42 protein-coding genes are annotated in these 26,256 nt (G+C 58.4%); 40 read left to right on the forward strand and 2 right to left on the reverse strand.

The annotated features are described in order from the left end of the window. Positions 1-16: 16 nt before the first annotated feature. The 30 genes from rplD (at position 17) to rplQ (ending at position 15,444) form a co-directional block, all read left to right on the forward strand. Positions 17-640 carry a 50S ribosomal protein L4 gene (rplD, locus tag NE562_RS11295; protein WP_280962527.1) on the forward strand — a complete coding sequence of 208 codons (624 nt, stop codon included), beginning with the start codon at positions 17-19 and terminating at the stop codon, positions 638-640. Next, positions 640-933, forward strand: coding sequence for a 50S ribosomal protein L23 (rplW, locus tag NE562_RS11300; RefSeq protein ID WP_305147457.1), 294 nt, complete (start codon positions 640-642; stop codon positions 931-933). Before rplD ends, rplW begins: the two co-directional genes overlap by 1 nt. Before the next feature lie 254 nt (positions 934-1,187). After that, positions 1,188-2,021, forward strand: a complete 834-nt coding sequence (rplB, locus tag NE562_RS11305) for a 50S ribosomal protein L2 (protein ID WP_280962528.1) — start codon at positions 1,188-1,190, stop codon at positions 2,019-2,021. Between the two features lie 18 nt (positions 2,022-2,039). Beyond that, positions 2,040-2,321 (forward strand): 30S ribosomal protein S19, encoded by a 282-nt coding sequence (gene rpsS, locus NE562_RS11310; RefSeq protein ID WP_280962529.1) that lies wholly within the window; start codon positions 2,040-2,042, stop codon positions 2,319-2,321. A gap of 18 nt (positions 2,322-2,339) precedes the next feature. Then, positions 2,340-2,675 carry a 50S ribosomal protein L22 gene (rplV, locus tag NE562_RS11315; RefSeq protein WP_280962530.1) on the forward strand — a complete coding sequence of 112 codons (336 nt, stop codon included), beginning with the start codon at positions 2,340-2,342 and terminating at the stop codon, positions 2,673-2,675. Positions 2,676-2,688: 13 nt separating this feature from the next. Next, positions 2,689-3,492 carry a 30S ribosomal protein S3 gene (gene rpsC / locus NE562_RS11320; RefSeq protein ID WP_280962531.1) on the forward strand — a complete coding sequence of 268 codons (804 nt, stop codon included), beginning with the start codon at positions 2,689-2,691 and terminating at the stop codon, positions 3,490-3,492. Next, a complete protein-coding gene (gene rplP / locus NE562_RS11325) occupies positions 3,492-3,920 on the forward strand; it encodes a 50S ribosomal protein L16 (protein ID WP_280962532.1) in 429 nt (142 codons plus the stop codon). Before rpsC ends, rplP begins: the two co-directional genes overlap by 1 nt. After that, positions 3,920-4,120, forward strand: coding sequence for a 50S ribosomal protein L29 (rpmC, locus tag NE562_RS11330; protein WP_280962567.1), 201 nt, complete (start codon positions 3,920-3,922; stop codon positions 4,118-4,120). Before rplP ends, rpmC begins: the two co-directional genes overlap by 1 nt. A 14-nt stretch (positions 4,121-4,134) precedes the next feature. Next, the gene (gene rpsQ, locus NE562_RS11335; protein WP_280962533.1) at positions 4,135-4,392 is read left to right on the forward strand and encodes a 30S ribosomal protein S17; all 258 of its coding nucleotides are present in this window, start codon (positions 4,135-4,137) and stop codon (positions 4,390-4,392) included. 12 nt (positions 4,393-4,404) lie between these two features. After that, the gene (gene rplN, locus NE562_RS11340; protein WP_280962534.1) at positions 4,405-4,773 is read left to right on the forward strand and encodes a 50S ribosomal protein L14; all 369 of its coding nucleotides are present in this window, start codon (positions 4,405-4,407) and stop codon (positions 4,771-4,773) included. A gap of 15 nt (positions 4,774-4,788) precedes the next feature. After that, positions 4,789-5,106, forward strand: a complete 318-nt coding sequence (rplX, locus tag NE562_RS11345; protein WP_280962535.1) for a 50S ribosomal protein L24 — start codon at positions 4,789-4,791, stop codon at positions 5,104-5,106. Positions 5,107-5,126: 20 nt separating this feature from the next. Beyond that, positions 5,127-5,672, forward strand: coding sequence for a 50S ribosomal protein L5 (gene rplE / locus NE562_RS11350; RefSeq protein WP_280962536.1), 546 nt, complete (start codon positions 5,127-5,129; stop codon positions 5,670-5,672). A 16-nt stretch (positions 5,673-5,688) separates the two neighbouring features. After that, positions 5,689-5,874 carry a type Z 30S ribosomal protein S14 gene (locus NE562_RS11355; protein ID WP_280962537.1) on the forward strand — a complete coding sequence of 62 codons (186 nt, stop codon included), beginning with the start codon at positions 5,689-5,691 and terminating at the stop codon, positions 5,872-5,874. Between the two features lie 453 nt (positions 5,875-6,327). Continuing rightward, positions 6,328-6,726, forward strand: a complete 399-nt coding sequence (gene rpsH / locus NE562_RS11360) for a 30S ribosomal protein S8 (RefSeq protein WP_280962538.1) — start codon at positions 6,328-6,330, stop codon at positions 6,724-6,726. Between the two features lie 15 nt (positions 6,727-6,741). Beyond that, on the forward strand, positions 6,742-7,287 hold the full coding sequence (gene rplF / locus NE562_RS11365) for a 50S ribosomal protein L6 (protein WP_280962539.1): 546 nt from the start codon (positions 6,742-6,744) through the stop codon (positions 7,285-7,287). 19 nt (positions 7,288-7,306) lie between these two features. Then, entirely contained in the window at positions 7,307-7,666 is a 360-nt protein-coding gene (rplR, locus tag NE562_RS11370; RefSeq protein ID WP_280962540.1) for a 50S ribosomal protein L18, read from the forward strand. 18 nt (positions 7,667-7,684) lie between these two features. Beyond that, positions 7,685-8,194: a 30S ribosomal protein S5 gene (gene rpsE, locus NE562_RS11375; RefSeq protein WP_280962541.1), complete on the forward strand. Its 510-nt coding sequence runs from the start codon at positions 7,685-7,687 to the stop codon at positions 8,192-8,194. Positions 8,195-8,211: 17 nt separating this feature from the next. Beyond that, positions 8,212-8,394, forward strand: coding sequence for a 50S ribosomal protein L30 (gene rpmD / locus NE562_RS11380; protein ID WP_280962542.1), 183 nt, complete (start codon positions 8,212-8,214; stop codon positions 8,392-8,394). Between the two features lie 3 nt (positions 8,395-8,397). Then, entirely contained in the window at positions 8,398-8,838 is a 441-nt protein-coding gene (rplO, locus tag NE562_RS11385; protein WP_280962543.1) for a 50S ribosomal protein L15, read from the forward strand. A gap of 1 nt (position 8,839) precedes the next feature. Further along, positions 8,840-10,129 carry a preprotein translocase subunit SecY gene (gene secY / locus NE562_RS11390; protein ID WP_280962544.1) on the forward strand — a complete coding sequence of 430 codons (1,290 nt, stop codon included), beginning with the start codon at positions 8,840-8,842 and terminating at the stop codon, positions 10,127-10,129. An 18-nt stretch (positions 10,130-10,147) separates the two neighbouring features. Beyond that, entirely contained in the window at positions 10,148-10,777 is a 630-nt protein-coding gene (locus NE562_RS11395; protein WP_280962545.1) for an adenylate kinase, read from the forward strand. 4 nt (positions 10,778-10,781) lie between these two features. Then, positions 10,782-11,546: a type I methionyl aminopeptidase gene (map, locus tag NE562_RS11400; RefSeq protein ID WP_280962546.1), complete on the forward strand. Its 765-nt coding sequence runs from the start codon at positions 10,782-10,784 to the stop codon at positions 11,544-11,546. Continuing rightward, positions 11,546-11,821, forward strand: a complete 276-nt coding sequence (locus NE562_RS11405) for a KOW domain-containing RNA-binding protein (RefSeq protein WP_280962547.1) — start codon at positions 11,546-11,548, stop codon at positions 11,819-11,821. The genes map and NE562_RS11405 overlap by 1 nt, the downstream gene beginning before the upstream one ends. 15 nt (positions 11,822-11,836) lie before the next feature. Then, positions 11,837-12,055, forward strand: coding sequence for a translation initiation factor IF-1 (infA, locus tag NE562_RS11410; RefSeq protein ID WP_125115735.1), 219 nt, complete (start codon positions 11,837-11,839; stop codon positions 12,053-12,055). A gap of 98 nt (positions 12,056-12,153) precedes the next feature. Continuing rightward, on the forward strand, positions 12,154-12,267 hold the full coding sequence (rpmJ, locus tag NE562_RS11415) for a 50S ribosomal protein L36 (RefSeq protein ID WP_031472205.1): 114 nt from the start codon (positions 12,154-12,156) through the stop codon (positions 12,265-12,267). A gap of 326 nt (positions 12,268-12,593) precedes the next feature. Then, the gene (gene rpsM, locus NE562_RS11420) at positions 12,594-12,962 is read left to right on the forward strand and encodes a 30S ribosomal protein S13 (RefSeq protein WP_280962548.1); all 369 of its coding nucleotides are present in this window, start codon (positions 12,594-12,596) and stop codon (positions 12,960-12,962) included. A 16-nt stretch (positions 12,963-12,978) separates the two neighbouring features. After that, positions 12,979-13,383 (forward strand): 30S ribosomal protein S11, encoded by a 405-nt coding sequence (gene rpsK, locus NE562_RS11425; RefSeq protein ID WP_280962549.1) that lies wholly within the window; start codon positions 12,979-12,981, stop codon positions 13,381-13,383. Between the two features lie 20 nt (positions 13,384-13,403). Beyond that, entirely contained in the window at positions 13,404-13,997 is a 594-nt protein-coding gene (rpsD, locus tag NE562_RS11430) for a 30S ribosomal protein S4 (RefSeq protein ID WP_280962550.1), read from the forward strand. 87 nt (positions 13,998-14,084) lie between these two features. Continuing rightward, a complete protein-coding gene (locus NE562_RS11435) occupies positions 14,085-15,032 on the forward strand; it encodes a DNA-directed RNA polymerase subunit alpha (protein WP_280962551.1) in 948 nt (315 codons plus the stop codon). A 67-nt stretch (positions 15,033-15,099) separates the two neighbouring features. Then, positions 15,100-15,444 carry a 50S ribosomal protein L17 gene (gene rplQ, locus NE562_RS11440; protein WP_280962552.1) on the forward strand — a complete coding sequence of 115 codons (345 nt, stop codon included), beginning with the start codon at positions 15,100-15,102 and terminating at the stop codon, positions 15,442-15,444. A gap of 497 nt (positions 15,445-15,941) precedes the next feature. On the opposite strand, the gene NE562_RS11445 is transcribed toward rplQ, so the two are convergent. Beyond that, the gene (locus NE562_RS11445) at positions 15,942-16,232 is read right to left on the reverse strand and encodes a DUF6809 family protein (protein WP_280962553.1); all 291 of its coding nucleotides are present in this window, start codon (positions 16,230-16,232) and stop codon (positions 15,942-15,944) included. A 146-nt stretch (positions 16,233-16,378) separates the two neighbouring features. Beyond that, positions 16,379-16,561 carry a hypothetical protein gene (locus NE562_RS11450; protein ID WP_280962554.1) on the reverse strand — a complete coding sequence of 61 codons (183 nt, stop codon included), beginning with the start codon at positions 16,559-16,561 and terminating at the stop codon, positions 16,379-16,381. Positions 16,562-16,715: 154 nt separating this feature from the next. On the opposite strand from NE562_RS11450, the gene NE562_RS11455 reads away from it, so the two are divergent. From NE562_RS11455 to ribF, 10 genes are all read left to right on the forward strand, one after another. Next, positions 16,716-17,588 carry an AraC family transcriptional regulator gene (locus NE562_RS11455; RefSeq protein ID WP_280962555.1) on the forward strand — a complete coding sequence of 291 codons (873 nt, stop codon included), beginning with the start codon at positions 16,716-16,718 and terminating at the stop codon, positions 17,586-17,588. Positions 17,589-17,765: 177 nt separating this feature from the next. Further along, positions 17,766-18,230 (forward strand): ribosome maturation factor RimP, encoded by a 465-nt coding sequence (gene rimP / locus NE562_RS11460; protein ID WP_280962556.1) that lies wholly within the window; start codon positions 17,766-17,768, stop codon positions 18,228-18,230. A 21-nt stretch (positions 18,231-18,251) separates the two neighbouring features. Further along, on the forward strand, positions 18,252-19,310 hold the full coding sequence (nusA, locus tag NE562_RS11465) for a transcription termination factor NusA (protein WP_280962557.1): 1,059 nt from the start codon (positions 18,252-18,254) through the stop codon (positions 19,308-19,310). A 21-nt stretch (positions 19,311-19,331) separates the two neighbouring features. Further along, positions 19,332-19,607, forward strand: coding sequence for an RNase P modulator RnpM (gene rnpM, locus NE562_RS11470; protein WP_280962558.1), 276 nt, complete (start codon positions 19,332-19,334; stop codon positions 19,605-19,607). After that, positions 19,597-20,094 (forward strand): L7Ae/L30e/S12e/Gadd45 family ribosomal protein, encoded by a 498-nt coding sequence (locus tag NE562_RS11475; protein ID WP_280962559.1) that lies wholly within the window; start codon positions 19,597-19,599, stop codon positions 20,092-20,094. Before rnpM ends, NE562_RS11475 begins: the two co-directional genes overlap by 11 nt. Beyond that, positions 20,078-22,444, forward strand: coding sequence for a translation initiation factor IF-2 (infB, locus tag NE562_RS11480; RefSeq protein WP_280962560.1), 2,367 nt, complete (start codon positions 20,078-20,080; stop codon positions 22,442-22,444). The genes NE562_RS11475 and infB overlap by 17 nt, the downstream gene beginning before the upstream one ends. Positions 22,445-22,675: 231 nt before the next feature. Then, positions 22,676-23,011 (forward strand): 30S ribosome-binding factor RbfA, encoded by a 336-nt coding sequence (gene rbfA, locus NE562_RS11485; RefSeq protein WP_419196006.1) that lies wholly within the window; start codon positions 22,676-22,678, stop codon positions 23,009-23,011. Next, complete coding sequence (locus tag NE562_RS11490) at positions 23,008-23,970, forward strand: DHH family phosphoesterase (RefSeq protein WP_280962562.1); 963 nt, start codon at positions 23,008-23,010, stop codon at positions 23,968-23,970. Before rbfA ends, NE562_RS11490 begins: the two co-directional genes overlap by 4 nt. Beyond that, a complete protein-coding gene (gene truB / locus NE562_RS11495; protein ID WP_280962563.1) occupies positions 23,954-24,877 on the forward strand; it encodes a tRNA pseudouridine(55) synthase TruB in 924 nt (307 codons plus the stop codon). Before NE562_RS11490 ends, truB begins: the two co-directional genes overlap by 17 nt. Before the next feature lie 37 nt (positions 24,878-24,914). Beyond that, positions 24,915-25,820 carry a riboflavin biosynthesis protein RibF gene (ribF, locus tag NE562_RS11500; RefSeq protein WP_280962564.1) on the forward strand — a complete coding sequence of 302 codons (906 nt, stop codon included), beginning with the start codon at positions 24,915-24,917 and terminating at the stop codon, positions 25,818-25,820. Positions 25,821-26,256: the final 436 nt, after the last annotated feature.

The following is a 26,256-nucleotide window of genomic DNA, read 5'->3' on the forward strand; positions in this document are numbered from 1 at the left end:
AAGGGAGGAATAACGAATGCCTACAGTAGCAGTTTTTGATATGACCGGTAAGAAAACCGGCGAGATGGAGCTTTCCGATGCCGTATTCGGTATCGAGCCCAATATGACCGTGGTACACGCGGCCGTCAAGAATCATCTGGCCAATCGCCGTCACGGCACGCAGTCCACGCTTACCCGTGCCGAGGTACGCGGCGGCGGCATCAAGCCGTGGCGCCAGAAGGGCACCGGCCGTGCCCGTCAGGGCTCCATCCGCGCGCCGCAGTGGACCCACGGCGGTATCGCGTTTGGCCCGAAGCCCCGTTCCTATAACTACACGCTCAACCGCAAGACCCGCCGTCTGGCTCTGCTCTCCGTACTGAGCGCCAAGGCAGCGGCCGGCGAGATCATCGTCATCGACGGTCTCGATATGAGCGAGATCAAGACCAAGAAATTCGTTTCGTTCCTCGGCAGCGTCGAGGCGACCGGCAAGAGCTTGGTCGTTACGCCCGAGGTGCGTGTCAATGTCGTGAAGAGCGCCGCCAACATCCCCGGTGTGCGCACGACCATCGCGTCCACGCTGAATGTTTATGACATTCTCAACGCCGATAAGTTCATTATCGACAAGGCCGCGGTCGAAAAGCTCCAGGAGGTGTACGCATAATGAAGTTTTCTTACGACGTGATCCGCCGACCGATCATCACCGAGCGTTCGATGGCGGGTATTCAGGATAACAAGTACACGTTTGAAGTAGCGCCGGGCGCCGGCAAGATCGAGATCAAGAAGGCTGTGGAAGAAATCTTCGGCGTTAAGGTGCTGAAGGTCAACACCATCAAGCTGCCGGGCAAGTGGAAGCGCATGGGCGTCCACGTCGGCAAGCGCCCCGACATCAAGAAGGCGGTCGTCACGCTGACTCCGGACAGCAAGAAGATCGAGATCTTCGAGAATATGGTCTAAGACCTTCTAAGGGGGACCAGTCCCCCTTAGATACGAATTCGGTTCCGGAGAAACCGAATTCGATACCCCCCTCGCGTTTGCACGGCAAACGCGGCCGCGCCGCTCCGGCGCGGGCAGCGGTATCAAAGTCAGGCGGAGCCCGACTTTGATGAACGCCCCTGCGGGGCGACCAAATGCACAGAAGCGCTTCGCTGTCTGTGCTTGTATGGGGAGACACCCCGATAATAACGTAACTAAGGAGTTGAAAATCCAACATGGCTATTAAGACTTTCAACCCGACGACGCCCTCGCGCAGAAATATGACTGTGCTTTCCTACAAGGGCCTGTCCAAGGTGAAGCCCGAGAAGAGCCTTCTCGAAAAGGTCAAGAAGACCGCCGGCCGCAACAGCTACGGCCGCATCACCGTTCGCCATCACGGCGGCGGCAACAAGCAGAAGTACCGTATCATCGATTTCAAGCGCCAGAAGCTGGATATGCCGGCGACCGTCATGACTCTCGAGTATGACCCGAACCGTTCGGCCAACATCGCTCTCGTTCAGTACGAGGACGGCGTTAAGGCTTATATCCTCGCTCCCGAAGGCCTGAACATCGGCGACAAGGTCATCTCCTCTGTCGAAGCCGACATCAAGCCCGGCAACTGCCTGCCGGTCGAGCACATCCCGGTCGGTACCATGATCCACAACATCGAGCTGTACCCCGGCAAGGGCGCGCAGCTGGTCCGCTCCGCAGGCGTCGGCGCTCAGCTGATGGCGAAGGAGAACGGCATGGCGCAGGTTCGTCTGCCCTCCGGTGAAGTTCGCTTCATCCGTCTGGAGTGCAAGGCCACGATCGGTATCGTCGGCAATTCCGACCACTCGAACGTGCAGCTGGGCAAGGCCGGCCGTACCCGTCATATGGGCATCCGCCCGACCGTTCGCGGCAGCGTCATGAACCCGTGCGATCACCCGCACGGCGGCGGCGAAGGCAAATCGCCGATCGGCCGTCCCTCGCCTGTTACCCCGTGGGGCAAGCCGGCGATGGGTTACAAGACCCGTAAGAAGAACCACCGCACCGATAAGCAGATCGTGCGGCGCCGTAACGGTAAGTGAGAAAGGAGTTAACGTAATATGGGCAGAAGTGTTAAGAAGGGCCCTTTTGTGGCTCCTGAGCTTATCAAAAGAGTCGTTGAGATGAACGAGAAGGGCGAGAAGAAGGTTCTCAAGACCTGGTCCCGCGCCTCTACGATCTTCCCGGATTTCGTCGGTCACACCTTCGCGGTGCACGACGGCCGCAAGCATGTGCCGGTCTATGTGACCGAGGACATGGTTGGTCACAAGCTGGGCGAGTTTGCTCCCACCCGTACCTATCGTGGTCACGCGGGCAGCAGAACCTCCAATAACGGCAAGTAAGGGAGGAGTTAAAGTAACATGGAAGCAAGAGCAATCGTACGCAACGTACGCATGACCCCGCGTAAGATCAAGCTGATCTGCGATCTGATCCGCGGCAAGGATGCGGGCGAAGCGATGGCTATCATCATGAATACCCCCAAGGCGGCCTGCGAGCCCATGGCGAAGCTTTTAAAGAGCGCGGTGGCCAATGCCGAGAACAACCACGGCATGGATACCGACAAGCTGTACGTCAAGATGGTGCACGTCGGTCCCGGCCCCGTCATGAAGCGCGTTATGCCGCGCGCACAGGGCCGTGCGTTCAGAATCCTCAAGAGAACCTCGCACATCACGCTGGTTCTCGGCGAGAAAGAATAAGGGAGGGTAATCAATGGGCCAGAAAGTAAATCCGAACGGTCTCCGTGTCGGTGTTATCAAGAATTGGGATTCCCGTTGGTTTGCCAAGGATAACGCCTTCGGCGACCTTCTCGTGGAAGACTACCAGATCCGTAAGGACCTGAAAAAGCGTCTGTTTGACGCAGGCGTTCCGGCGATCGAGATCGAGCGCAAGAACGACGAGATCAAGATCTTTATCCAGTGCGCCAAGCCCGGCTTCGTTGTCGGCCAGAACGGCGACAAGATCAAGGCGCTTGAGGAAGAGCTGTCTAAGAAGTACGGCAAGAAGGTCAAGTGCTCGATCATCGAGATCAAGAATCAGGACACGAACGCCACGCTCGTAGCCGAGAACATCGCCGCGCAGCTTGAGAAGCGCATCGGCTTCCGCCGCGCGATGAAGCAGGCCATGGGCCGTGCGATGCGCATGGGCGCCAAGGGCATCAAGACCTGCTGCTCCGGCCGTCTGGGCGGCGCGGAAATCGCCCGCGTAGAGCACTACCACGAGGGCACGATCCCGCTGCAGACCCTGCGCGCGGATATCGATTATGGCTTTGCCGAAGCCAATACCACCTATGGTAAAATCGGCGTTAAGGTATGGATCTACAAGGGCGAAGTGCTGCACGGCGGTCCGAGACTCGGCCGTTCGATCGAAGTGCCGAAGCCCGCGTTTGAGCGCCGTGACCGCCGCGACCGTGGAGGTCGCCGTGATGATCGCCGCGGCGGCTTCAACCGTAACGGTCAGGGCCGTCCGAACGGCGGTAATGGCCGTCCGGCTAGACAGGAAGGAGGCAACCGCTAATGCTGCTCCCTAAGAGAGTAAAGTATCGTCGCGTGCATCGTGGCCGCCTCAAGGGCAAGGCCCTGCGCGGCAACACCGTAACCTACGGCGATTTCGGCCTGCAGGCCACCGAGCCGAGCTGGATCACCTCGAACCAGATCGAGGCCGCCCGTATCGCCATGACCCGCTACACCAAGCGTGGCGGTCAGGTATGGATCAAGATTTTCCCCGACAAGCCTGTTACTGAGAAGCCTGCCGAGACCCGCATGGGTTCCGGTAAGGGCTCGCCCGAGTACTGGGTAGCCGTCGTAAAGCCCGGCCGTGTTCTCTTTGAGATCAACGGCGTTTCCGAGGAGACCGCTCGCGAGGCTTTGCGTCTGGCCAGCCACAAGCTGCCCTGCAAGACCAAGTTCGTAAAGCGTGAGACCAAGAATGGCGGTGAAGAATGATGAAGGCTAGCGAGATCAGAGAGCTGACGGCGGAGGAGCTGAACGGTAAGCTCGCCGACCTGAAGAAGGACCTTTTCAACCTTCGTCTCCAGCACGCGACCAATCAGCTTGACAACACCAATAAGATCACTGAGGTCAAGCACGACATCGCGCGTGTGGGTACCGTTCTCCGCGAGAAGCAACTCGCGGATAAGGCGTAAGGAGGGTAACGAAGTTGAGCGAAAGAGCATTACGCAAGACCCGTGTGGGCAAGGTCGTATCCGACAAGATGGACAAGACCATCGTTGTCGCGGTAGAGGATCGCGTGCAGCATCCTCTTTATAAGAAGGTTATTCCGCATACCTTTAAGCTGAAGGCGCACGATGAGAACAACGAGTGCAAGATCGGTGACAAGGTTAAGGTCATGGAGACCCGCCCGCTTTCCAAGGATAAGCGCTGGCGTTTGGTCGAAGTGATCGAGAAGGCTAAGTAAGGAGGAGAGCACATGGTTCAGCAGGAAAGCTTTCTGCGTGCGGCTGATAACAGCGGCGCGAAAGAACTGAAATGTATTCGTGTTCTCGGCGGCTCCGCGCGCAAGTACGGTAACATCGGCGACGTCATCGTCTGCTCGGTGCGTAAGTGCACCCCGGGCGGCGGCGTTAAGAAGGGCGACGTGGTCAAGGCGGTCATCGTTCGTACCGTGAAGGGCCTGCGCCGCGCGGATGGCAGCTACATCCGCTTCGACGAGAACGCAGCAGTAATCATCAAGGAAGATAAAAACCCCAAGGGCACCCGTATCTTCGGGCCCGTGGCGCGCGAGCTGCGCGACAAGGATTACATGAAGATCCTGTCGCTCGCTCCGGAAGTACTTTAAGGAGGTCGCCGTATAATGAATAATTTGCATGTTAAAACGGGCGACCAGGCCGTCGTTCTTTCCGGTAAGGAAAAGGGCAAGCGCGGCAAGGTACTGTCCGTCAGCCCCAAGAAGGGCATGGTCGTCATCGAGGGCGTCAACATGGTCAAGTGCCATACCAAGCCCCGCCGTCAGGGTGAAACCGGCGGCATCATCACCCGCGAGGCCGCTCTGCGCGCCTGCAAGGTGATGCGCGTGTGCCCCAAGTGCGATAAGCCGACCCGTCCGGCGCACAAGATCACAGAAGACGGCGTAAAGCTGACAGTGTGCAAGCACTGCGGCGAAACACTGTAAGAAGAGGAGGCAAGCAATCAATGGTTCCGAATTTGAAAGCCAAGTACACCGCGGAAGTTGCGCCTGCTCTGATGAAGAAGTTCCAGTATAAGAGCACGATGCAGATTCCGACCATCGAAAAGATCGTTGTCAACGTCGGCTGCGGCAAGGAAGCAAACGGCAACGCGAAGGTGATCGAATCGGTCGTGCGTGACATCACCGCGATCACCGGCCAGAAGCCGGTCGTTACCCTCGCCAAGAAATCCGTTGCAAACTTCAAGCTTCGTGAAGGCATGCCGGTAGGCGTTAAGGTCACCCTGCGCGCCGACCGTATGTGGCAGTTCCTTGACCGTCTCTTCAACGTGGCGCTGCCCCGTGTCCGCGACTTTCGCGGCATCAACGGCGATGCGTTCGACGGCCGCGGCAACTACGCGCTGGGCCTGAAGGAGCAGCTGATCTTCCCCGAGATCGCGTATGATCAGATCGATAAGGTTCGCGGCATGGATGTGGTTATCTGCACCAGCGCGAACACCGATGAAGAAGCGAAAGAGCTGCTCACGCTGATGGGCGCTCCGTTCGCGAAGTAAGGGAGGAGAAGATTCAATGGCTAAGAAGTCTATGGTACTCAAGCAGCAGAAGACGGCGAAGTTCTCCACCCGTGCGTACAACCGCTGCAAGATCTGCGGCCGCCCGCATGCGTATCTGCGCAACTATGGCGTGTGCCGTATCTGCTTCCGCGAGCTGGCCTATAAGGGTCAGATCCCGGGCGTGCGCAAGGCGTCCTGGTAAAAAAAGATTCGATCGGGACCAAGGTCCCGATCGAGTATCCCGGTTTTGAAGCGCGGCCTTGGCCGGCTTCAATCCGGCCCGTATAAAATCCGAGGCGCAGGTCCCCGGATTTTATAAAATTTCGATTCGACGAAATTTTCTGTTTGAATACGCGCTTCGGCGCGTGGGAAAACGCCCTTTGAAGCGTTTTGACGGGATAGAGTGCGGTTATTTACCAAAAAATATGCACTTTGCAGCTTGTCAGCAGCGCGAAAAGCATGATATAATTAGTCGTTGCCCGCCATAGTGCGGGCTAAACGGCTGTTATAAAGTAGCAGTTTTTCCCCAGCCGCTGCCTGTGGAAAGGCCACGGAGCAGTGTAGAGAAAAGTGGGAGGCAAACAGGTCAATCAAGGGACTAACCCGCCCGGATTGCTGCACTACCCCCAAACTTCTTAAAAGGAGAGCATTAAGTATGCAGATCACAGATCCCATCGCGGATATGCTCACGCGCATCCGCAACGCCGGAACCGCCCGCCATGCGAGCGTTGACGTACCGGCATCCAAAATGAAGAAGGCAATCGCTCAGATCCTGCTCGACGAAGGCTATATCAAGTCCTTCGAGGTCGTCGAAGGCGGCGTTCAGGGCATCATCCGCATCACGCTCAAGTATGTCGACGGCCGCCAGAAGGCGATCACCGGCCTCAAGCGTGTGTCCAAGCCCGGCCTGCGTGTGTATGCCGGCGCAATGGAGCTGCCCCGTGTCCTCCGTGGCCTCGGCGTTGCCATCGTTTCCACTTCCAGAGGCGTCATGACCGACAAAAAGGCCCGCGAGCTGAATGTCGGCGGCGAAGTCCTCGCATTTGTCTGGTAAGGGGAGGTATAAAATATGTCTAGAATTGGTAGAATGCCGATTGCCATCCCGGCCGGCGTGGACGTCAAGCTTGACGGCACCACGGTAACCGTTACGGGCGCAAAGGCAACCCTTACCCGTGATATCCACCCCAACATGATCGTTAAGGTGGAAAACGGTGAGATCATCGTCACCCGTCCGAACGATGAAAAGCAGAACCGTGCGCTGCACGGCCTGACCCGCAGCCTGCTGAACAACATGGTGGTAGGCGTTACCGAGGGCTACAAGAAGGAGCTCGACGTACAGGGTGTAGGCTACCGTGTAGCCAAGCAGGGCAAGGATCTGGTTATGAACCTCGGGTACTCGCATCAGGTAACCATGAGCGAGATCGACGGCATCTCCATCGAAGTGCCGAACCCGAATAAAATCATCATCTCCGGTCCCGACAAGCAGAAGGTTGGCCAATTTGCAGCGGAAGTCCGCGAGAAGCGTCCGCCCGAGCCGTACAAGGGCAAGGGTATCCGCTACACGGATGAGTATGTCCGCCGCAAGGAAGGCAAGACCGGCGCTAAGAAGAAGTAAGGGAAGGAGAGTGTGCTAAATGATTTCTAAGAAAGATTCCAACAAGGCGCGTCTGCAGCGCCATAAGCGCGTTCGCGCGAAGATCTCCGGTACCGCCGAGCGTCCGCGCCTCGACGTGTTCCGTTCCGCCAAGAACATCTACGCACAGGTCATCGACGATGTCAGCGGCGTGACCTTAGTCTCCGCCTCGACTACCGAGAAGGACTTTTCCGTATACGGCGGCAACAAGGACGCGGCCAAGAAGGTCGGCCAGCTTGTTGCTGAGCGCTGCAAGGCCAAGGGCATCGAAAACGTTGTCTTTGATCGCGGCGGCTATCTGTACCACGGACGAGTCAAGGAACTCGCTGAAGGCGCCCGCGAGGGCGGCCTGCAGTTTTAAGTCGGGAGGAGGTAAAACATGGCTAAGTTTGATAGAAACGACAGACGTGACCGTGACGACGATCTGAAAGAGACCGTCGTTGCCCTGAACCGTGTAGCAAAGACGGTCAAGGGCGGCCGCGTCATGAAATTTTCCGCGCTGATCGTTGTCGGCGACGGTAAGGGTACGGTCGGTTTCGGCCTTGGCAAGGCTTCCGAAGTACCGGACGCCATCCGCAAGGGCATTGAAGACGCCAAGAAGAACATGACGAAGATCTCGCTCAAGGGCACCACGATCCCCCACGAGGTGATCGGTGCGTTCGGCGCGGGCCGCGTGCTGCTCAAGCCCGCCGCCCCCGGTACCGGCGTTATCGCCGGCGGCGCTGTGCGTGCGGTGGTGGAAGCTGCCGGCATCAAGGACATCCGTACCAAGTGCCTGCGCTCGAACAACCCGCAGAACGTGGTGACTGCCACCATGGAAGGCCTGAAGAGCCTGCGCGACGCGGCTCAGGTAGCTGCTGTTCGCGGCAAAGCCGTAGAAGAACTTTAAGAAAGGGGTAATCAGAAATGGCTAACATGAAAATTACCCTGAAAAAGAGCTTGGTCGGCCGCTTGGATAAGCATATCGCGACCGCTCATTCTTTGGGGCTTAAGAAAATCAACGATGTAACCGTTCAGCCGGATAACGCGCAGACGCGCGGCAAGATCCATCAGATCGGTTACCTGCTCGAAGTAGTAGAGGAGGCGTAACCGATGAAGCTTCACGAATTATCGCCGGCCGCCGGTTCGGCCAAACCCGCTTACCGTAAGGGCCGCGGCGCTGGCTCCGGCAACGGCAAGACTGCTGGCCGCGGCCACAAGGGCCAGTGGGCCCGTTCGGGCGGCGGCGTACGCCGCGGCTTTGAAGGCGGCCAGATGCCTTTGGCTCGCCGTCTGCCGAAGCGCGGCTTCCACAACATTTTTGGCACCACGTTTGCCCCGGTCAATGTTTCCGCTCTGGAGCGTTTTGAGGATGGCACCGAGGTTACCGCAGAGACCCTGCGCGAAGCCGGCATCGTCAAGAACACGCTCGATGGGGTCAAGATCCTCGGCACCGGTACCCTGAGCAAAAAGCTGACGGTCAAGGCCGCGGCTTTCTCGGCTGCCGCAAAGGAGAAGATCGAAGCCGCAGGCGGAAAGACCGAGGTGGTTTAAGGTGTTTCAAACCCTTAAAAACGCCTGGCACATGCCCGATCTGCGCAAAAAGATCCTGTACACCCTGTTTATCCTGCTGATCTTCCGCTTCGGTTCCAACATCCCCGTGCCGTTCATCAACACGGCGATGCTGGCCGAGTATTTCAACCAAGCGGCGGTATCCGGCTCGGCGCTGGGCTTCATTGATATGTTCACGGGCGGCGGTCTGTCGCGCGCGACGATCTTTGCAATGTCCATCACGCCGTATATCAACGCATCGATCATTCTGCAGCTGCTGACCGTGGCCATTCCCGCTCTCGAGCGCATGGTCAAGGACGGCGGCGAGGAAGGCCGCAAGAAGATCGCTTCCTGGACCCGCTATGTCGGCGTTCTGCTCGGTCTTTTGCAGGGCTTCTCTTACTACGCGCTGCTGCGTAATCAGGGCTTTTTGGCCAGCAACAGCGCGCTGGCGGGCGCGGCCATCGTGCTGACGTTCACCGCGGGCACCGCGCTGATCATGTGGCTGGGCGAGCATATCACCCAGAACGGTATCGGCAACGGTATCTCGATCATCCTGTTCGCAGGCATCATCTCCCGCGGCCCGCAGCTCGTGCGCACGCTGTGGAACCTGATGAAGCAGGGCGGCTCCAACATCGCGGTAGCGCTTCTGATGGTCGTGATCGGCCTTGCGCTCGTGGTGTTCATCGTGTTCATGTCGAACGCGGAGCGCCGCATCCCGGTTCAGTACGCCAAGCGCGTCGTGGGCCGCAAGATGTACGGCGGTCAGTCGACCCACCTGCCGATCAAGGTAAATGCTTCCGGCGTTATGCCGATCATCTTTGCCTCCTCCATCCTGTCCCTGCCCCAGACCATCGGTATGTTCTGGAAGCCGGCAACGGGCACGGTGGGCTGGCACATCATGAACCTGTTCAGCCAGAGCAGCCCGTTCTATATCGTGCTGTACGCTCTGCTGATTATCGCGTTCGCGTATTTTTACGCGTCCATTCAGTTTAACCCCATTGAGATTGCCAACAACCTCAAGAAAAACGGCGGTTTCATTCCCGGCTTCCGTCCCGGCAAGCCGACGAGCGACTTTATCATGAAGGCGCTCGGCAAGGTCACGTTTGTAGGCGCGATCTTCCTCGGCGTCGTGGCGATCCTGCCGCTGATCGTCGGTGCGATTTCGTCCAACCTGTCCAATGTGGCGCTTGGCGGCACATCGGTCATCATCGTGGTCGGCGTTGCACTCGATACGGTGAAGCAGATGGAGGCGCAGATGATGATGCGTCACCACAAGGGCTTCTTAGAGTAATACGGGAGGCGTAGAGCTGTGAATCTGATTTTACTCGGTGCGCCGGGGGCCGGCAAGGGAACGCTGGCGGCATACCTCATCGAAAAGATGGGGGTGCCGTCGGTATCCACCGGCAACATCCTGCGCGAGGCGATCAAAAATGATACGCCTCTCGGCCGTGAGGCCAAGCAGTTCATGGATAAAGGCCAGCTGGTTCCGGACGAAGTCGTTATCGGCATGCTGAAGGACCGCGTTGCGCAGGCGGACTGCGCAAAGGGCTTTATTCTGGATGGCTTTCCCCGCACCATTCCGCAGGCGGAAGCGCTCGATACGATCGCATCGATCGATCTCGCGCTTTCCCTCGAAGTGCCGGACGGCGTGATCGAAGGCCGTATGACCGGCCGCCGCGTTTGCCTGACCTGCGGCGCGACCTACCACATCAAGAACATGCCCCCCAAGACGGAGGATGTTTGCGATAAGTGCGGCGATAAGCTCGTCGTGCGTAAGGACGACGCGATCGAAGTCGTCCGTGACCGGCTTGCGACGTTCCACAAGCAGACCGAGCCGCTCAAGGACTACTACGGCAAACAGGGCAAGCTGAAGAGCATCGACGGAACGCAGGGCATCCATGAGACCGAGCGTCTCGCCGTCGAAGCATTGGGGCTGTAAGAGAATGATCCATATTAAATCCGAACAAGAGCTCGAGCGGATGCGTGTCGCCTGCCGCCTGACCGCCATGGCGCGGAAGGCGGCGGCGGACGCAGTCCGTCCCGGAGTTACTACGGGCGAGATCGATCGGGTCGTCCGCAAGACGATCGAGGAGAACGGCGCAAAGCCTTCCTTCCTCGGTTACGGCGGCTTCCCGGGGAGCGCCTGTGTATCGGTGGGCGACGAGGTCATCCACGGCATCCCTTCCAATACGCGCGTCGTAAAAGAAGGGGATATCGTCAAGGTCGACGTGGGCGCCTATATCGGCGGCTTTCACGGCGACTGCGCCTGCACCGTCGCGTGCGGCGAGGTATCCGAGGAGGCCAGACGCCTGATCGAGGTAACTCGGCAGAGCTTCTATGAGGGTATCAAATTTGCCCGGGAGGGCAACCGCTTATCCGATATCTCGGCGGCCATACAGGCCTATGTCGAGGAAAACGGTTTCTCGGTAGTGCGCGCATACGTCGGTCACGGCGTGGGCTCCGCTCTGCACGAGTCGCCGGAGGTACCGAACTTTGGCCGTCCCGGCCACGGTATCCGCCTCCAGCGCGGTATGACCCTTGCAATTGAGCCCATGGTCAACGTGGGTGTGTATGATGTCAAAGTCCTGCCGGATGGCTGGACTGTCAAAACGAAGGACGGAAAACTGTCCGCACATTATGAAAACACCATCGCCATCACAGACGGCGACCCCGAGATTCTGACGAATATCGACGGCGAGGTACTGTGATGGATTCCCATGTAGCCGATATTGTGTTATCGCTGTCCGGTAGGGACAAAGGCCTGCTTTTTCTCGTCGTTGCGGAGGAGGGGGATTTCCTCCGTCTTGCCAACGGCCGTGGACGCCGCGCGGAAAATCCGAAGCGCAAGCGGCGGCGGCACGTCTGCCGTCAGGGCACATGCGACGAACGCACCCGCCAGAAGCTGGCGGACGCCGGCAGGCTGACCAACAGCGAAATACGCAAAGCCCTCGCCCTATGGACGGGGGAACAAGACTCAAATTGACCGAGGAGGGTAAACATGTCAAAAGATGACGTAATCGAGCTGGAAGGTACCGTCATAGAGGCGCTGCCCAACGCCATGTTCCAAGTGGAGCTGCCCAATGGGCATAAGATCTTGGCTCATATTTCGGGCAAACTCCGTATGAATTTCATCCGCATTCTTCCCGGCGACAAGGTCACTGTTCAGATGTCGCCCTACGACCTGACCCGCGGTCGTATTACTTGGCGCTCCAAGTAATGAAAGCGGGCGGAGGCGCCTAGGTGACTTTGGGCGCCAGTGGTCACGGGAGAAACCGTGTCCCATCCCACCATATCAAATGATGGAGGTAAAATGTCATGAAGGTAAGACCGTCTGTTAAGCCGATCTGCGAAAAGTGCAAGATCATTCGCCGCAAGGGCAAGGTTATGGTTATCTGCCAGAACCCGAAGCACAAGCAGAAGCAAGGGTGATTTCGATCGCAACCACGTTTGCGATCGAGTCTGCCGCCGGCTGCGCGCGACCTACGGGCAGAAGGTGAATTGTCCCTTCGGGACAAGAGAAGCCGGTCTGGGCCGCACTTGCCGCCGGTTTGTATAAAAAGTCACGCGCATGTCGCGACTTTTTATGAAAATTGCGCTTTGCTGCAATTTTCTATTGAATGCGCGCCTTTGGCGCGGATTATCGTTTAGTGAACACGACAAGCATGCATGGAAATGCAGCGCTGCAGGGGCGGAGGCGGTCCCTATACTGTGTTTGCCAACACGCCTCAGTGTATTAATCGGAGGTTATAAAAAGTATGGCACGTATTGCCGGTGTTGACCTTCCCCGCGAAAAGCGCGTGGAGATCGGCCTGACCTACGTCTTCGGTATTGGCCGCAAGACGTCGAATGAAATCCTTGGTAAGACCGGTATCAACCCTGATACCCGCGTTAAGGATCTGACCGAAGAAGAAGCCGCTAAGCTGCGTGAAGTCATCGAGCGCGACTACAACGTCGAGGGTGACCTGCGCCGCGAGATCGGCCTGAATATCAAGCGTTTGGTTGAAATTGGCTGCTACCGCGGCCTGCGCCACCGCCGCGGCCTGCCGGTTCGCGGTCAGCGCACCAAGACCAACGCCCGTACCCGCAAGGGCCCCAAGAAGACCATTGCGAACAAGAAGAAGTAAGGAGGGGAACGTATAAATGGCTAAGGTACAGCAGAAGAAGGGCGCGACCCGTACGCGCCGTCGCGAGCGCAAGAACATTGAGAAGGGCGCGGCTCACATCCGTTCCTCTTTCAACAACACCATCGTCACCATCACCGACACGAACGGCAACGCCATTTCTTGGGCTTCCGCCGGTGAAATGGGCTTCCGCGGCTCGCGTAAGTCCACTCCGTTCGCCGCACAGACCGCGGCCGAGACCGCTGCCGCCGCTGCGATGGAGCACGGCCTCAAGACTGTCGAAGTTTATGTCAAGGGCCCGGGTTCCGGCCGTGAGGCCGCTATCCGCGCGCTGCAAGCCGCCGGCCTCGAAGTGACCATGATCAAGGATGTCACGCCGATCCCGCATAACGGCTGCCGCCCGCCCAAGAGAAGAAGAGTCTAATAGAGGAGGAAACCAAATAAATGGCTAAGAATACACAGCCCGTTCTCAAGCGCTGCAAAACGCTGGGTCTTTCCCCCGCGGTACTTGGTTACTCCAAGTCCACCAAGCGCCAGCCCAAGCAGTCCCGCCGCAAGCAGTCCGAATACGGCATGCAGCTGGCTGAAAAGCAGAAGGTAAAGTTCATCTACGGCGTGCTCGAAAAGCAGTTCCGCGGCTACTATGAAAAGGCCGAGCGCAAGCAGGGCATCACCGGCGAAATCCTGCTGCAGGAGCTGGAGCGCCGTCTGGATAACGTCGTGTTCCGCATGGGCTTTGGCAACACCCGCCGCGAAGCCCGTCAGCTCGTCAACCATGCGCACTTCACCGTAAACGGCAAGCGCGTTAACATTCCGTCCTATCAGGTAAAGCCGGGCGACGTGATCGCGGTCAGCGAGAAGAGCCGCTCTACCACCAAGTTCAAGTCTCTGCTCGAGGAAAACGGCAAGAAGGCTGCCCCCAAGTGGATCGACAAGGCTAAGGACTCTTTCGAGGGCAAGGTCATTGCGATGCCCGCGCGCGACGATATCGATTATGATGTTGCCGAGCACCTCATCGTCGAGTTGTACTCGAAATAATAAACCCTCGTTTTGGGCTTTGCTGCGGCGGCTTCGCCGCGGCACGGCCCGCCTAGAGTTTTTAACCAACGTGAAGGAGGGTACCCTATGATCGAAATCGAAAAGCCGCGCATTGACTGTGAACAGCTCGCCGAGGACGGCTCCTACGGTAAATTCGTTGTTGAGCCTCTCGAACGCGGATACGGCACCACGCTGGGCAATTCCCTGCGCCGCATCCTGCTTTCCTCCCTGCCGGGCACGGCAGCGTCGAGCATCAAGATCGCAGGCGTACAGCATGAGTTTTCCACGATTCCGGGCGTGAAGGAAGACGTTACGGAGATCGTGCTGAATATTAAGGGCATTATCGCTAAGCTGCACTGTGACGGGCCCAAGACGGTCTATATCGAGGCCGCCGGCGAGGGCGAAGTCAAGGCTGGCGACATCCATGCCGACGGCGAGGTCGAGATTCTCAATCCCGATCTGCACATCGCCACGCTCATGAGCGACGCGCGCCTGTCCATGGAGATCACGCTGACTTCCGGCCGCGGCTATGTTCCGGCTGAGAAGAACAAGCAGCACCAGACCTCCATCGGCGTCATTCCGGTGGATTCGATCTATACGCCGGTCTATAAGGTCAATTACACGGTGGAGAACACCCGTGTGCGCGACCTGACCGACTACGATAAGCTCACGCTCGAGGTTTGGACCGACTCGACCATCTCCGCGCGGGACGCTGTCTCGCTCGGCGCAAAGGTCCTGCGCGACCACCTCGACCTGTTCGTCGATCTCTCTGAGGAGATCGGTTCCAAGTCCACTGTTGTAGAAAAGGCTGAAGCGCAGCACGATAAGGTGCTTGAAATGACCATTGAGGAGCTTGACTTCTCCGTGCGTTCGTTCAACTGCCTCAAGCGCGCCGGCATCAACACGGTGGAGGATCTGATCAATACCTCGGAAGAGGACATGATGAAGGTGCGCAACCTCGGCCGCAAGTCGCTCGAGGAGGTCATCGGCAAGCTGGAGGCCATGGGCCTGTCGCTCGCCAAGACCGACGAATAATGAACTGATCTGCGGCGGCAACGCTTTTGCCGCGCCGCCGCATTACTTTTTATGGAGGTAACAACGAATGGCTAACAACCGCAAGCTCGGTCGTCCTACCGACCACCGTATGGCCATGCTGCGCGCGATGGTAACCTATCTGCTGGAGAACGGCCGGGTAGAGACCACCGTTGCCCGCGCGAAGGAAGTCGGCCCGCTGACTGAGAAGATGATCACCCTTGGTAAGAAGAACACGCTGGCTACCCGCCGTCAGGCGATGGCGTTCATCACCAAGGAAGCGGTCGTCGCTAAGCTGTTCTCGGAGATCGCTCCCGAGTACGCTTCCCGCAACGGCGGCTACACCCGTGTCATCAAGACCGGCCCCCGCCGCGGCGATGCTGCCGAGATGGCGATCATCGAGCTGGTCAAGTAAGAGCTTTTAAAAAGGTTATCCAGTAGCGTGCTTACTGGATAACCTTTTTCTTTTGCGGGTGGCTCGCGTTGCTCGCGATTGAATGCGCGGCGGTAGCCGCGGGGGGACGATGCGGCGCCCGCCGCGGGGGCAAAGGGGAGAGAACAACCTTTGCGGTTTTTCTCTCCCCCTTGACCTCCTCTCATTTCCCTTGTGACTGTCTGGGGCGGAGCATGCCGACCTTTTGCATGATAAACAATATTTGGATGGCGCGGTATCGGGTGCCGGGGGATTCAGTGGATGGGTGCCTTCGCTCCGCCGGACCGGCGTGTTGGCGCGCCCACTTGTCCCGGCGCTTCGCTTTACTTGGAGGTTCGCTGACGCTCACAATGATATGCGCGGCGGTAGCCGCGTGCGGCCGAGTGGGGTCACTCGGCCCTACATTTCCGGTGTGTTATGACCTTTTTCAAGCGATGTGACCCATTGGGCTGTAGGGCGGGGTGACTCACCCCGCCGCGTTACCGATTGATGATCTGCTCTTTCTTTTCCATTGTCTCAAGCATCAGCAGGGCGCCGAGGGTGAAGCCGTGAGAATAAATTTCAATATTTTCATCGAGTGTGGCGTAATTGATCAGATCTTCCAGATTCATCAGGCGCTCCTGATCCTTTGACGAAAGCTGCTCCTTCAAATGCAGCCGTTCTTGATTGATCCTGCACTCCAACTCCGTGCGCTCTGGGCTGTTCGTGGTTTGGTGTTCCCAAGGCATGATTCGGCCATTGAACAGGGCTTCCATAATAGAATATGACATTAAGATGAACCTTCCTTTCAACGTTGTCGCGGCAATGCTTGAAAGGGGGCGCGGCGCATGTTATAATATTTACGCTGCATTTGCTTTCGGGCATGTGTCGCAAGTGGGGAAGCGGTGTGTACTTTTGCGGGTGTGCACCGTTTCCTTTATTTTTGCTGGAGCGCATCATATAAGGTATTGACACCTTTTCGCAAAACCTCTGATCGGGTCATGTGAAGAGCATTCATGCAATACTCTACCTTTGAAAATGTCTCGTTGTCAACTCTGACCTTTAAGTCATGTTCCAAAGGGTTTTCAGGATGCGGCCCCGGCTTTCGACGCTCCTTCAAATGATCACCTCCTATCTTGGAACGCAAGTTAATTATACATCTTGTGTTCCGAGTTGTCAATGTAACTTTAAGCCTGACACCACACCGCACGCAAAGTCACGCGAAATGATTTTACCTTCGCTATAATGAACGTACAGAGAAAGGAGAGGAACGGATGGACTGGGTAAATGCACTGCAAAACGCGATCGACTATATGGAGGAGAATCTGACCGAGCCGCTCGACTATGTCGAGGTGGCCAAACGGGCTTGCTCGTCAAGCTTTCACTTTCAGCGGGTATTCGGTATTCTGTGCGGCTACACGGTGGGCGAATACGTCCGTAACCGCCGCCTGACGCTGGCGGGCAGTGAGCTTGCAAGCGCGGACTGCAAGGTGATCGATGTGGCGCTCCGCTATGGGTATGACAGCCCGGAGAGCTTCAGCCGCGCGTTCACAAAGTTCCACGGGATCACGCCGTCGCAGGCGAAGGCCGGCAACGCCGGTCTGCGGTCCTTCTCCCGCCTCTCTGTAAAACTCATTCTTGAAGGAGGCACTATCATGGATTATCGGATCGAAAAGAAGGGCTCGTTTGAGGTCATTGCCAAAGCGGAACGCATACCGGGCGGCGGAGAGATCAGCCAAGCGGAGATCAGAAAGCTGTGGCAGCGAACGGTAACGGACGGCACGATCGAAAAGCTGTGCGCCTACAATACGGGGGACAGCGTGTTTGGCGGCTCGGTCGCCGGTATCTGTCTGGACAACCCCTATGAGGGCGATTTTGATTATGCGATCGGCGTATCTTATCACGGCGGCGACGTGGCCGAGGGGCTGGCGGTCGTTGAGATACCCGCTTACACTTGGCTGATCTTCCCGTGCACCGGGCCAATGCCCGAGGCGTTCGTTACGCTTTATCGCCGTATTTACAGCGAATATTTCCCGACAAGCGAATACCAGCCCGCGGGCGGCCTGTGTCTGGAGGTTTATCCGAGCGACAAGGTCGATGATAAGGATTATCGCTGCGAAATTTGGATTTCGGCGGAAAAAAAGTAGCCAAAACGGCGCTAAAAACCGAGGTTTTTTGCAGAAAGATTTCGATCTTCTTGAAAAAGCCTTGCAATTCCGGCGCATTGGTGCTATACTATCACTGTTAAGTAAGATAAGTAATCGTAAGGAGTGGCGAAAGCCACTCCTTAACTGTTGCTTGAGGAGTTTTAAGGAGGGACGGCTTTGCAGGCAAAGCAGATCGTCGCCCGCGTGGAGGAACTGGTTCGGCCGCTGTGCGACGAAGCAGGCGTTTCGCTGTGGGATGTGGAATTTGAAAAAGAAGGCGGGCAGTATATGCTCACCGTTACGGTCGACCGGCCCGAGGGCGTGAATATCGACCAGTGCGAGCAGGTATCCCGCGCGCTCGACCCCATGCTCGATGAACCGGAGTTCAACGATATGCCGTCGTATACGCTTTGCGTATCCTCCGCTGGCCTGAGCCGCCGCCTCAAACGGCCCGAACACTTTGCGGCTTTTCTCGGCCACACGGTCGAGGTCGGCCTTTATAAGCCGGTAAACGGCGCCAAGCGCGCCGAGGGGACGCTTACCGCGTATGACGAGGGCCGCGTCACGTTGGATTGCGGCGGCCAGACGATCGTTTATGAACCGAAGGACATCGCCGCCGTTCGTCTGGCGGTCGAGATATAATAAGGAGTTGACTTAGAAAAAATGGTGAACGCAGAATTTTTTGACGCTCTGGATCTGCTGGAAAAAGAAAAGGGCATTCCGGTCGATTACATGCTCGACCGCGTGGGGCAGGCGCTCATTACCGCCTATAAGCGCGATAACGACGGCATGACCGATAACGTTTTCGTCGATCCCGATCGTACAAAGAAAACCATCCGCATGTACGTGCGCAAGACCGTCGTGGACGACGTTTATGAGCCGTACGAGGAGCTCAGCGTCGACGAGGCGCTGGAATATAAGCGCGACGCCAAGCTCGGCGATATCATCGATATCGAAATCCCCACCAAGTCGTTTGGCCGTATCGCCGCGCAAACGGCAAAGCAGGTCATCATTCAGGGCATCCGCGAGGCGGAACGCGGCATGGTCATCTCCGAATTTGAATCCAAGGAACACGAGATCCTCACCGGCGTGATCTCCCGCATCGATCCGCGCACGGGCAACGCTTATCTGGATGTGATCTCCGGCGGCGAAAAGACCGAAGCCGTGCTCGCTTCTTCCGAGCAGGTGCGCGGCGAGGAGATCGAAGAGGGCCAGCACCTGAAGGTCTACCTAATCGAGGTGCGGCGCGGTACGCGCGGCCCGCAGATCGTGGTGTCACGCACGCATCCGGGCCTTGTCAAGCGCCTGTTCGAGCTTGAAGTGCCCGAGATCCACTCCGGCGTGGTCGAGGTAAAATCGATCGCGCGCGAAGCGGGCAACCGCACCAAGATCGCCGTGATGTCGAACGATGAAAACGTGGACCCGATCGGCGCATGCGTCGGCACGCGCGGCGCGCGCGTGACCAACATCACGAACGAGCTGGGCGGTGAAAAGATCGACATCATCAAGTGGAGCGAGGATATGCCCTCCTTCGTGTCGGCCGCGCTCGCGCCGGCGGACGTTGTTTCCGCCACCCTGCAAGCGGACGGCAAGAGCTGCCGCGTGCTTGTACCGGACGATCAGCTTTCGCTGGCCATCGGCAAGGAAGGGCAGAACGCCCGCCTCGCCGCCAAGCTGACCGGCTGCAAGATCGATATCGCGCCCGAATCCGCGGGCGAGTAAAAGGGAAGGAGAGCGGCAAACATGACCACCAAGAAAATACCCATGCGGCAGTGCCTCGGTTGCCGCGAGATGTTTCCCAAACGCGAGCTCATCCGCGTCGTCCGTTCACCGGAGGGCGAGATCGCGCTCGATTTTAAGGGCAAAGCGCCGGGGCGCGGCGCGTACCTTTGCAAGAACCCCGCGTGCCTGAAAAAGGCGCGCAAAAGCCGTGCGATTGCGCGGGCGTTTGCCTGCGAGGTGCCCGAGGCGGTATATGACGCGCTGGAAGCGCAGATGGAGGCGCAGAATGGCCAATGATCCGGTGCTCGGCATGCTTGGGCTGTCCCGCAAGGCGGGCAAGCTCGCTCCGGGCGATGAAATGACGCGCGACGCTTGCGCGGAAGGCAAGGCGCGGGCCGTGTTCCTCGCGTCGGACGCCGGCTCGGCTGCCGCCAAGAAAGCGGAATACTACGCGGAAAAGGCAAATGTGCCGCTGATCCGCCTGCCGCACAGCAAGGAGGCGCTCGGCGCGGCGATCGGCAAATCGCAAAGCGCCGTCTGCGCGGTCACCGATATCGGTCTGGCCGCTTCTGCCGTGCAAAAGCTCGCGGCGCAGGACGCCGCCTTTGCAGACGCCGCGCGGCTGCTCGCAGAGAAGAACACGCGCATCCAATCCCGTAAGGGTCGCAAAAAAGATAAATCCGGCAGGTCCGCCAACGAGCAAAACGGCGAGACCGCCGGCGCTGATACAAACACCAAACCAAAATTCACTACGGAGGTGAGCGCCAATGGCAATAGAAAATAAATACCGTGTGCACGAGGTCGCGAAGGATTTCGGCGCGACGACGAAAGAGATCACCGAAATCCTGACCGAATACTGCTCAGCGCCCAAGAACCACATGCAGGTACTGGGCGATAAGGAGCTATCCGTTATTTTTGAATACCTGACCCAGCACCATCCGGTCGAGGATATCGAAGGTACGCTGAACGCGCAGCTCGCCGCGGCCGCGGGCCCCGCGAAGAAGCCGCAGCAGCAGGAGAAGCCTGCCGCCGCAGCGCCGCAGCAGAACGCGCCGGGGGCGCAGGGCGGCGATAACAAGCAGCCGCAAGCACAGGCGCAGCCCCAGCAGCAGAAGCCCGATCAGGCGCAGCAGGCAAGCAAGGTCAAGCAGATCCACCGTATCGATACGCGCACCGGCGGCGATGTAAACCTCGCCAAGTACGACGAGCGCATCGACAATCTGGTGCCGGATAAGGCCAACAAGCTGGGCACTTCGACCAAGCAGAAGCTGACCAAGAAATCCGACCAGCGCGCGCGCCCCTTCGGCAACAAGCGCCGTCAGGAGGAGCAGGAGAAGATGCGCCGCTTGCAGCGCCAGCAGCAAATGGCCGCGCTGAAGAAGATTCCGGTCAAGGTCATGATTCCGGAGGAGATCTCCGTCGGCGAACTGGCCAGCCGTATGAAGCGCACCGCGTCGGACGTAATCAAGGGCCTGATCAAGCTCGGCGTGATGGCGTCGATTTCCGAGATCATCGATTACGACACCGCCGCGATCATCGCGGAGGAAATGGGCTGCAAGGTCGAGAAGGAAGTCCATGTCACGATCGAGGAGCAGCTCTTTGACGAGCACGAGGACAGCGCGGACGATCTCGTGGCGCGCGATCCGGTTGTGGTCGTTATGGGTCACGTCGACCACGGCAAGACCAGCCTGCTCGACGCGGTCCGCAAGACCAAGGTGACCGAGGGCGAAGCCGGCGGCATCACCCAGCACATCGGCGCGTACCGTGTTCAGGTCGGCGGCAAGCCGATCACCTTCCTCGATACCCCGGGCCACGCGGCGTTCACGTCCATGCGTGCGCGCGGCGCGCAGGTGACCGATATCGCGATTCTGGTGGTCGCGGCGGACGACGGCGTTATGCCGCAGACGATTGAAGCGATCAACCACGCCAAGGCGGCGGAGATCCCGATCATCGTCGCGGTCAACAAGATCGATAAGGAAGGCGCGAACCCGGACCGCATCGTGCAGCAGCTGACCGAGTACGGCCTTGTGCCCGAAGAGTGGGGCGGCGACACGATCGTATGCCAGATTTCCGCCAAGTTCGGCAAGGGCATTGAAAATCTGCTTGAAATGGTACTGCTGACCGCCGAGGTCGCCGATCTGAAGGCGAACCCGAATCGCAAGGCGCGCGGCACGGTCATCGAAGCCAAGCTCGATAAGGGCCGCGGCCCGGTCGCTACCGTGCTGATCCAAAACGGCACGCTGCACGCGGGCGACAGCGTGATCGCGGGCACGGCGGTAGGCCGCGTGCGCGCCATGACGGACGACGACGGCAAAAAATTGCAGACCGCGGGTCCCTCCGTGCCGGTCGAGATCATCGGTCTGGCCGAGGTGCCGGGCGCTGGCGACGAGTTCTACGCGGTGGACAACGAAAAGATGGCCCGCGAGCTGGTCGAGCAGCGTAAGGAAAAGGAAAAGGAAGAGCGCAACAAGGCCTTCCACAAGGTCACGCTCGACAACCTGTTCGACTCCATCCAGCAGGGCGAAATGAAGGAACTGAACATCATCGTCAAGGCCGACGTACAGGGCTCGGTCGAAGCGGTGCGCGCTTCGCTCGAAAAGCTGACGAACGAAGAGGTCCGCGTCCGCGTGATCCACGGCGCTGTCGGCGCGATCAACGAATCCGACGTTATGCTGGCTTCCGCTTCGGGCGCGATCATCGTCGGCTTCAACGTGCGGCCCGACCGTTCGGCCGCCGAAACCGCCGAGATGCAGGGCGTCGATATGCGTATGTACCGCATCATCTACGATTGCATCGAAGAGATGGAGCAGGCCATGAAGGGCATGCTCGAGCCCAAGTTCAAGGAAGTCGTTCTCGGCCACGCCGAGGTGCGTCAGGTGTTCAAGATCACGGGCGCGGGCGCTGTCGCTGGCACGTATGTGCAGGATGGCTGCATCCGCCGCAACGCGCAGGTGCGCGTCGTGCGCGACGGCATCGTATTCCACGAGGGCCAGCTCAACACGCTCAAGCGCTTCAAGGATGATGTAAAGGAAGTTGCTTCCGGGTATGAATGCGGCATGAGCATCGAAAACTATAACGATATCAAGGAGCAGGATATTATTGAATGCTTCGTGATGGAAGAGATCAAACAATAATGCGGGATGAATTAGGAGTTAGGAATTAGGAATTAGTAATAAAGGAGGCGTGCTTTGCGCGCATATCAAGATGATAGGCCCGCTGCCGCTTCCGCAATGACTAACGACTAATTACTAATGATCAATTATTAGTTCTCCCTTCCTAACTCCGTTTTTCCACTTCCCAATTTATTTTGAAGGGAGAGAATCATTGTGCCATCGAATCGAATCGACCGGATCTCAGAAGAGGTCATGAAGGCTCTGGCGGAAGCCATCCGCACGGTCAAGGACCCGCGCGTGCAAAACGGGTTGGTCTCCATCGTGCACTGTGAGGTGACGGGCGACCTGCGCTATGCGAAGTGCTTTGTTTCCGTGCTCGGCAGCGAGCAGCAGGCAAAGGAAGTCATGAAAGGCCTGAAATCGGCCTCCGGCTACCTGCGCCGCGAAGTGGGCCGCAAGGTGCAGCTGCGCTACGCGCCCGAGCTGATCTTTACGCTGGATACCTCGATCACACACGGCGCCCATATTTCCGAGGTGCTGCATGATTTGAAAAATCAGGGCAAGCTCGGGGAGGAGGACGGCGAATGACACTAGACATCGCAGGTGCGGCCGGGGCGCTTCTCGCGGCCGACCGCATCCTCATCCTGACGCACCGCAGGCCGGACGGCGATACCACCGGCTGCGCGGGCGCGCTCTGCCGCGGTCTTCGCCAACTCGGTAAAACGGCCTATATCCTGCCCAACCCCGATATCACAAAGCGCTATGCGCCTATGATAACACCTTGTTATCCGCCGGAGGAATTTTCCCCTGCGTATATTGTTACCGTCGATATCGCGGAAACAAAGCTGTTCACCGATAACGCTGTGATCTTTGAGGACAAGATCGATCTTGCGATCGATCATCACCGTTCCAACCCGATGTTCGCCGCCAAAAATCTGGTGCGGCCCGACGCGGGCGCCTGCGCCGAGGTGATCTACGACGTACTGCTGGCCATGGGCGTTGTTTTAAGCGAGGACATCGCGGAGTGCGTTTATATCGGCGCATCGACGGATACGGGGTGCTTTAAGTATTCCAACACCACCGCGCACACGCACGCGGTCGCGGCTTCGTGCCTGTCCGCCGGTATTGACGGCGGCGAGCTTAACCGCATGCTGTTTGAGACCAAGTCGCGCGCGCGTTTCGAGATGGAGCGCATCGTGTTTGACACCATGGAATTCATCGAGGGCGGCGCGATCGCGCTGGCCATGCTTTGGCGGCGCGATATCGACCGCACAGGCGCGGATATGGACGATCTGGACTCGATCGCGTCGCTCACGCGGCAGATCGAGGGCGTGGAGATCGGCCTGACGCTGACCGAAAATAAGGACAAGACCGTAAAGGCGTCGGTGCGCACCACCAAGGAGATCGACGCTTCCGTTATCTGCAAAAAGCTGGGCGGCGGCGGTCATCTGCGCGCGGCGGGCGCAAGCTTTGATTGCGGCATGGACGAGGCGCGCCGCCTGATCCTCGCCGCGGCGAAGGAGCAGTACCATGAGCGCCACGGCTGACGGTCTGAACGGCATTTTGCTGATGGACAAGCCGCAGGGCTTTACCTCGCACGATGTGGTGGCAAAGCTGCGCGGCATTCTGCGAACGCGGCGAATCGGCCACGGGGGCACGCTCGATCCGCTCGCCACCGGCGTTTTGCCGGTGTTCGTCGGCGGCGCGACCCGCGCGGCCGATTTTGCCGCGTCGCAGGATAAGGAATATGTCGCGGGCTTTCTGCTTGGCCGCGCCACCGATACACAGGATGTGACCGGCGAAACGATAAGCGAAGCGCAAGCCCGCGCGTCGCTTGCGCAGGTGCGGGAGGCGGTCTCCGCTTTCCTTGGCCCGCAAAAGCAGGTGCCGCCCATGTATTCGGCGGTCAAGATCGGCGGCAAGAAGCTGTACGACCTTGCCCGGCAGGGTAAGGAAGTGGAGCGGCCCGCGCGCGATATCACCGTGCGCGAAATCACGCTGATTTCGTTTGACGAGGCGGCACAGACCGGTACGCTGCGCATGACGGTCAGCAAGGGCACCTATGTGCGCACGCTGGTGAACGATCTGGGCGGGGCGCTGGGCACTTACGCATGCATGACGAGCCTTCAGCGCACGCGCGCCGGGGCGTATGCGCTGGAAAGCTGTGTGGGGTTTGATCAGGTCGAGCGGGCCGCGCAGGACGGCGGCGTACAGTCGCTTTTACTGCCGGTGGACGGCTTATTTCCCACGCTGCCCGCCGTCGCCTTGACGGATGAGGGCGAGGAGCGCATCTCGCGCGGCGCGGTTGTTTTTCCGCGTCAGGCGCGGGGCATGCCGGAAGAAGAAGGCGCGCTGTGCCGCGTTTATCATGCGGGGCGCTTTTTAATGCTGGGGCAGGTGCGGACGCTGGAAAAGGGCGGTCTGGGCCTGTTCGTCTATAAAAATTTCCGATAAACGGCCCACAGGCCGGAATAGGACTGGGGGAAACCCAATGGAAGAGAATACATTGCCCCGCGCGATAGCGCTGGGGTATTTTGACGGCGTACATCTGGGCCACCGGGCCCTCATGGAGCGCGCGGTACAGCGCGCAAAGGAGATCGGCGGCACCTCCGCCGTATTCAGTTTTGACGCGCACCCGGCTTCCGTCATGCTGGGGCGGCAGGTGCCGCTGATCACAGCTAATTCCTACCGCCGCGATGAGATTAAAAAGCTGGGCGGGGTGGACGAGGTCATTTTCGGCCACTTCGACGAGAACTTGCAGCACATGGATTGGCGCGATTTTATCCACGAAATGCTCATCGGCCGGTTCCGCGCGCGGTATATCGTATCGGGCCGGAACAACCGGTTCGGCTACAAAGGCCTTGGCACGGCCGAAGGCATGGCGGAGGAGTGCCGCAAGGCGGGGATCGGCTACGACTGTATCGATGACGTCAAGGTGGACGGCATCGTCGTTTCGTCCACCTACATTCGGCAGCTGATCGCGCAGGGCGATATGGAGGGCGCGTCCCGCTTTTTGGGCCATCCGTATACGGTCACCGGCGTTGTCGAGCATGGCCGCCGCGTGGGCACCAGCGTGCTAAAGGTGCCCACGGTCAATTTGCGTTTGCCGGTCGAAATGGCGCTGCCGCCCTACGGTGTATACGCCACCCGCGTGCTGGTGGATGATAACGCCTACATCGCGGCGACCAACATCGGCGTAAAGCCCACCTTTGTGGATGGCGGCGCGCCGACGATTGAGCCGCACTTGCTGGATTTCGCGGGCGATCTGTACGGAAAGCAGATCCATGTGGAGCTGCACAAGTTCCTGCGCCCGGAAAAACAGTTTGAAAACGTGGAAGCGCTCAAGGCCGCGATAGAAGAAAACGTGCGTCAAACGCGGGCGTTTTTCGCAAAATAAAAAAGCGCGCCCTTCTTGGGCGCGCTTGACAATTTGCAGTATGGGTATTATACTGAAGATAGAAAAACGGTGCTGCCGGTAGACGGTCAGCCCCAGTTTTACGGATAAAGAAGTAACCGGAACATGGGGATGTGGCGGTTACTTCTTTTTATTGTCTAAAATGCGCTCGATAAGTACAAGTATTAAAACGAGTATCACGAGGTATTCCATGGCAACGCCCCCCTTCAGGGGCAAGACTTAACCGCCTACCGCTGGCACAGCAGCACCTGAAATAAGTATAGCGTAAACCGACAAAATGCGCAACATAAAAAGCAGTAACCGTATCATGCTTAAACGGTTACTGCTTTTTTAAGTACACGCACAAGTCGTGGGGCGGCGTGATGGCTATTTAGTATAATTTTTCCATTGAAAGACATTCTACATGTTGAGAGCTCCC

Origin of the sequence: Butyricicoccus faecihominis (assembly GCF_024462775.1) — a bacterium.
GTDB classification, from domain to species: domain Bacteria; phylum Bacillota; class Clostridia; order Oscillospirales; family Butyricicoccaceae; genus Agathobaculum; species Agathobaculum faecihominis_A.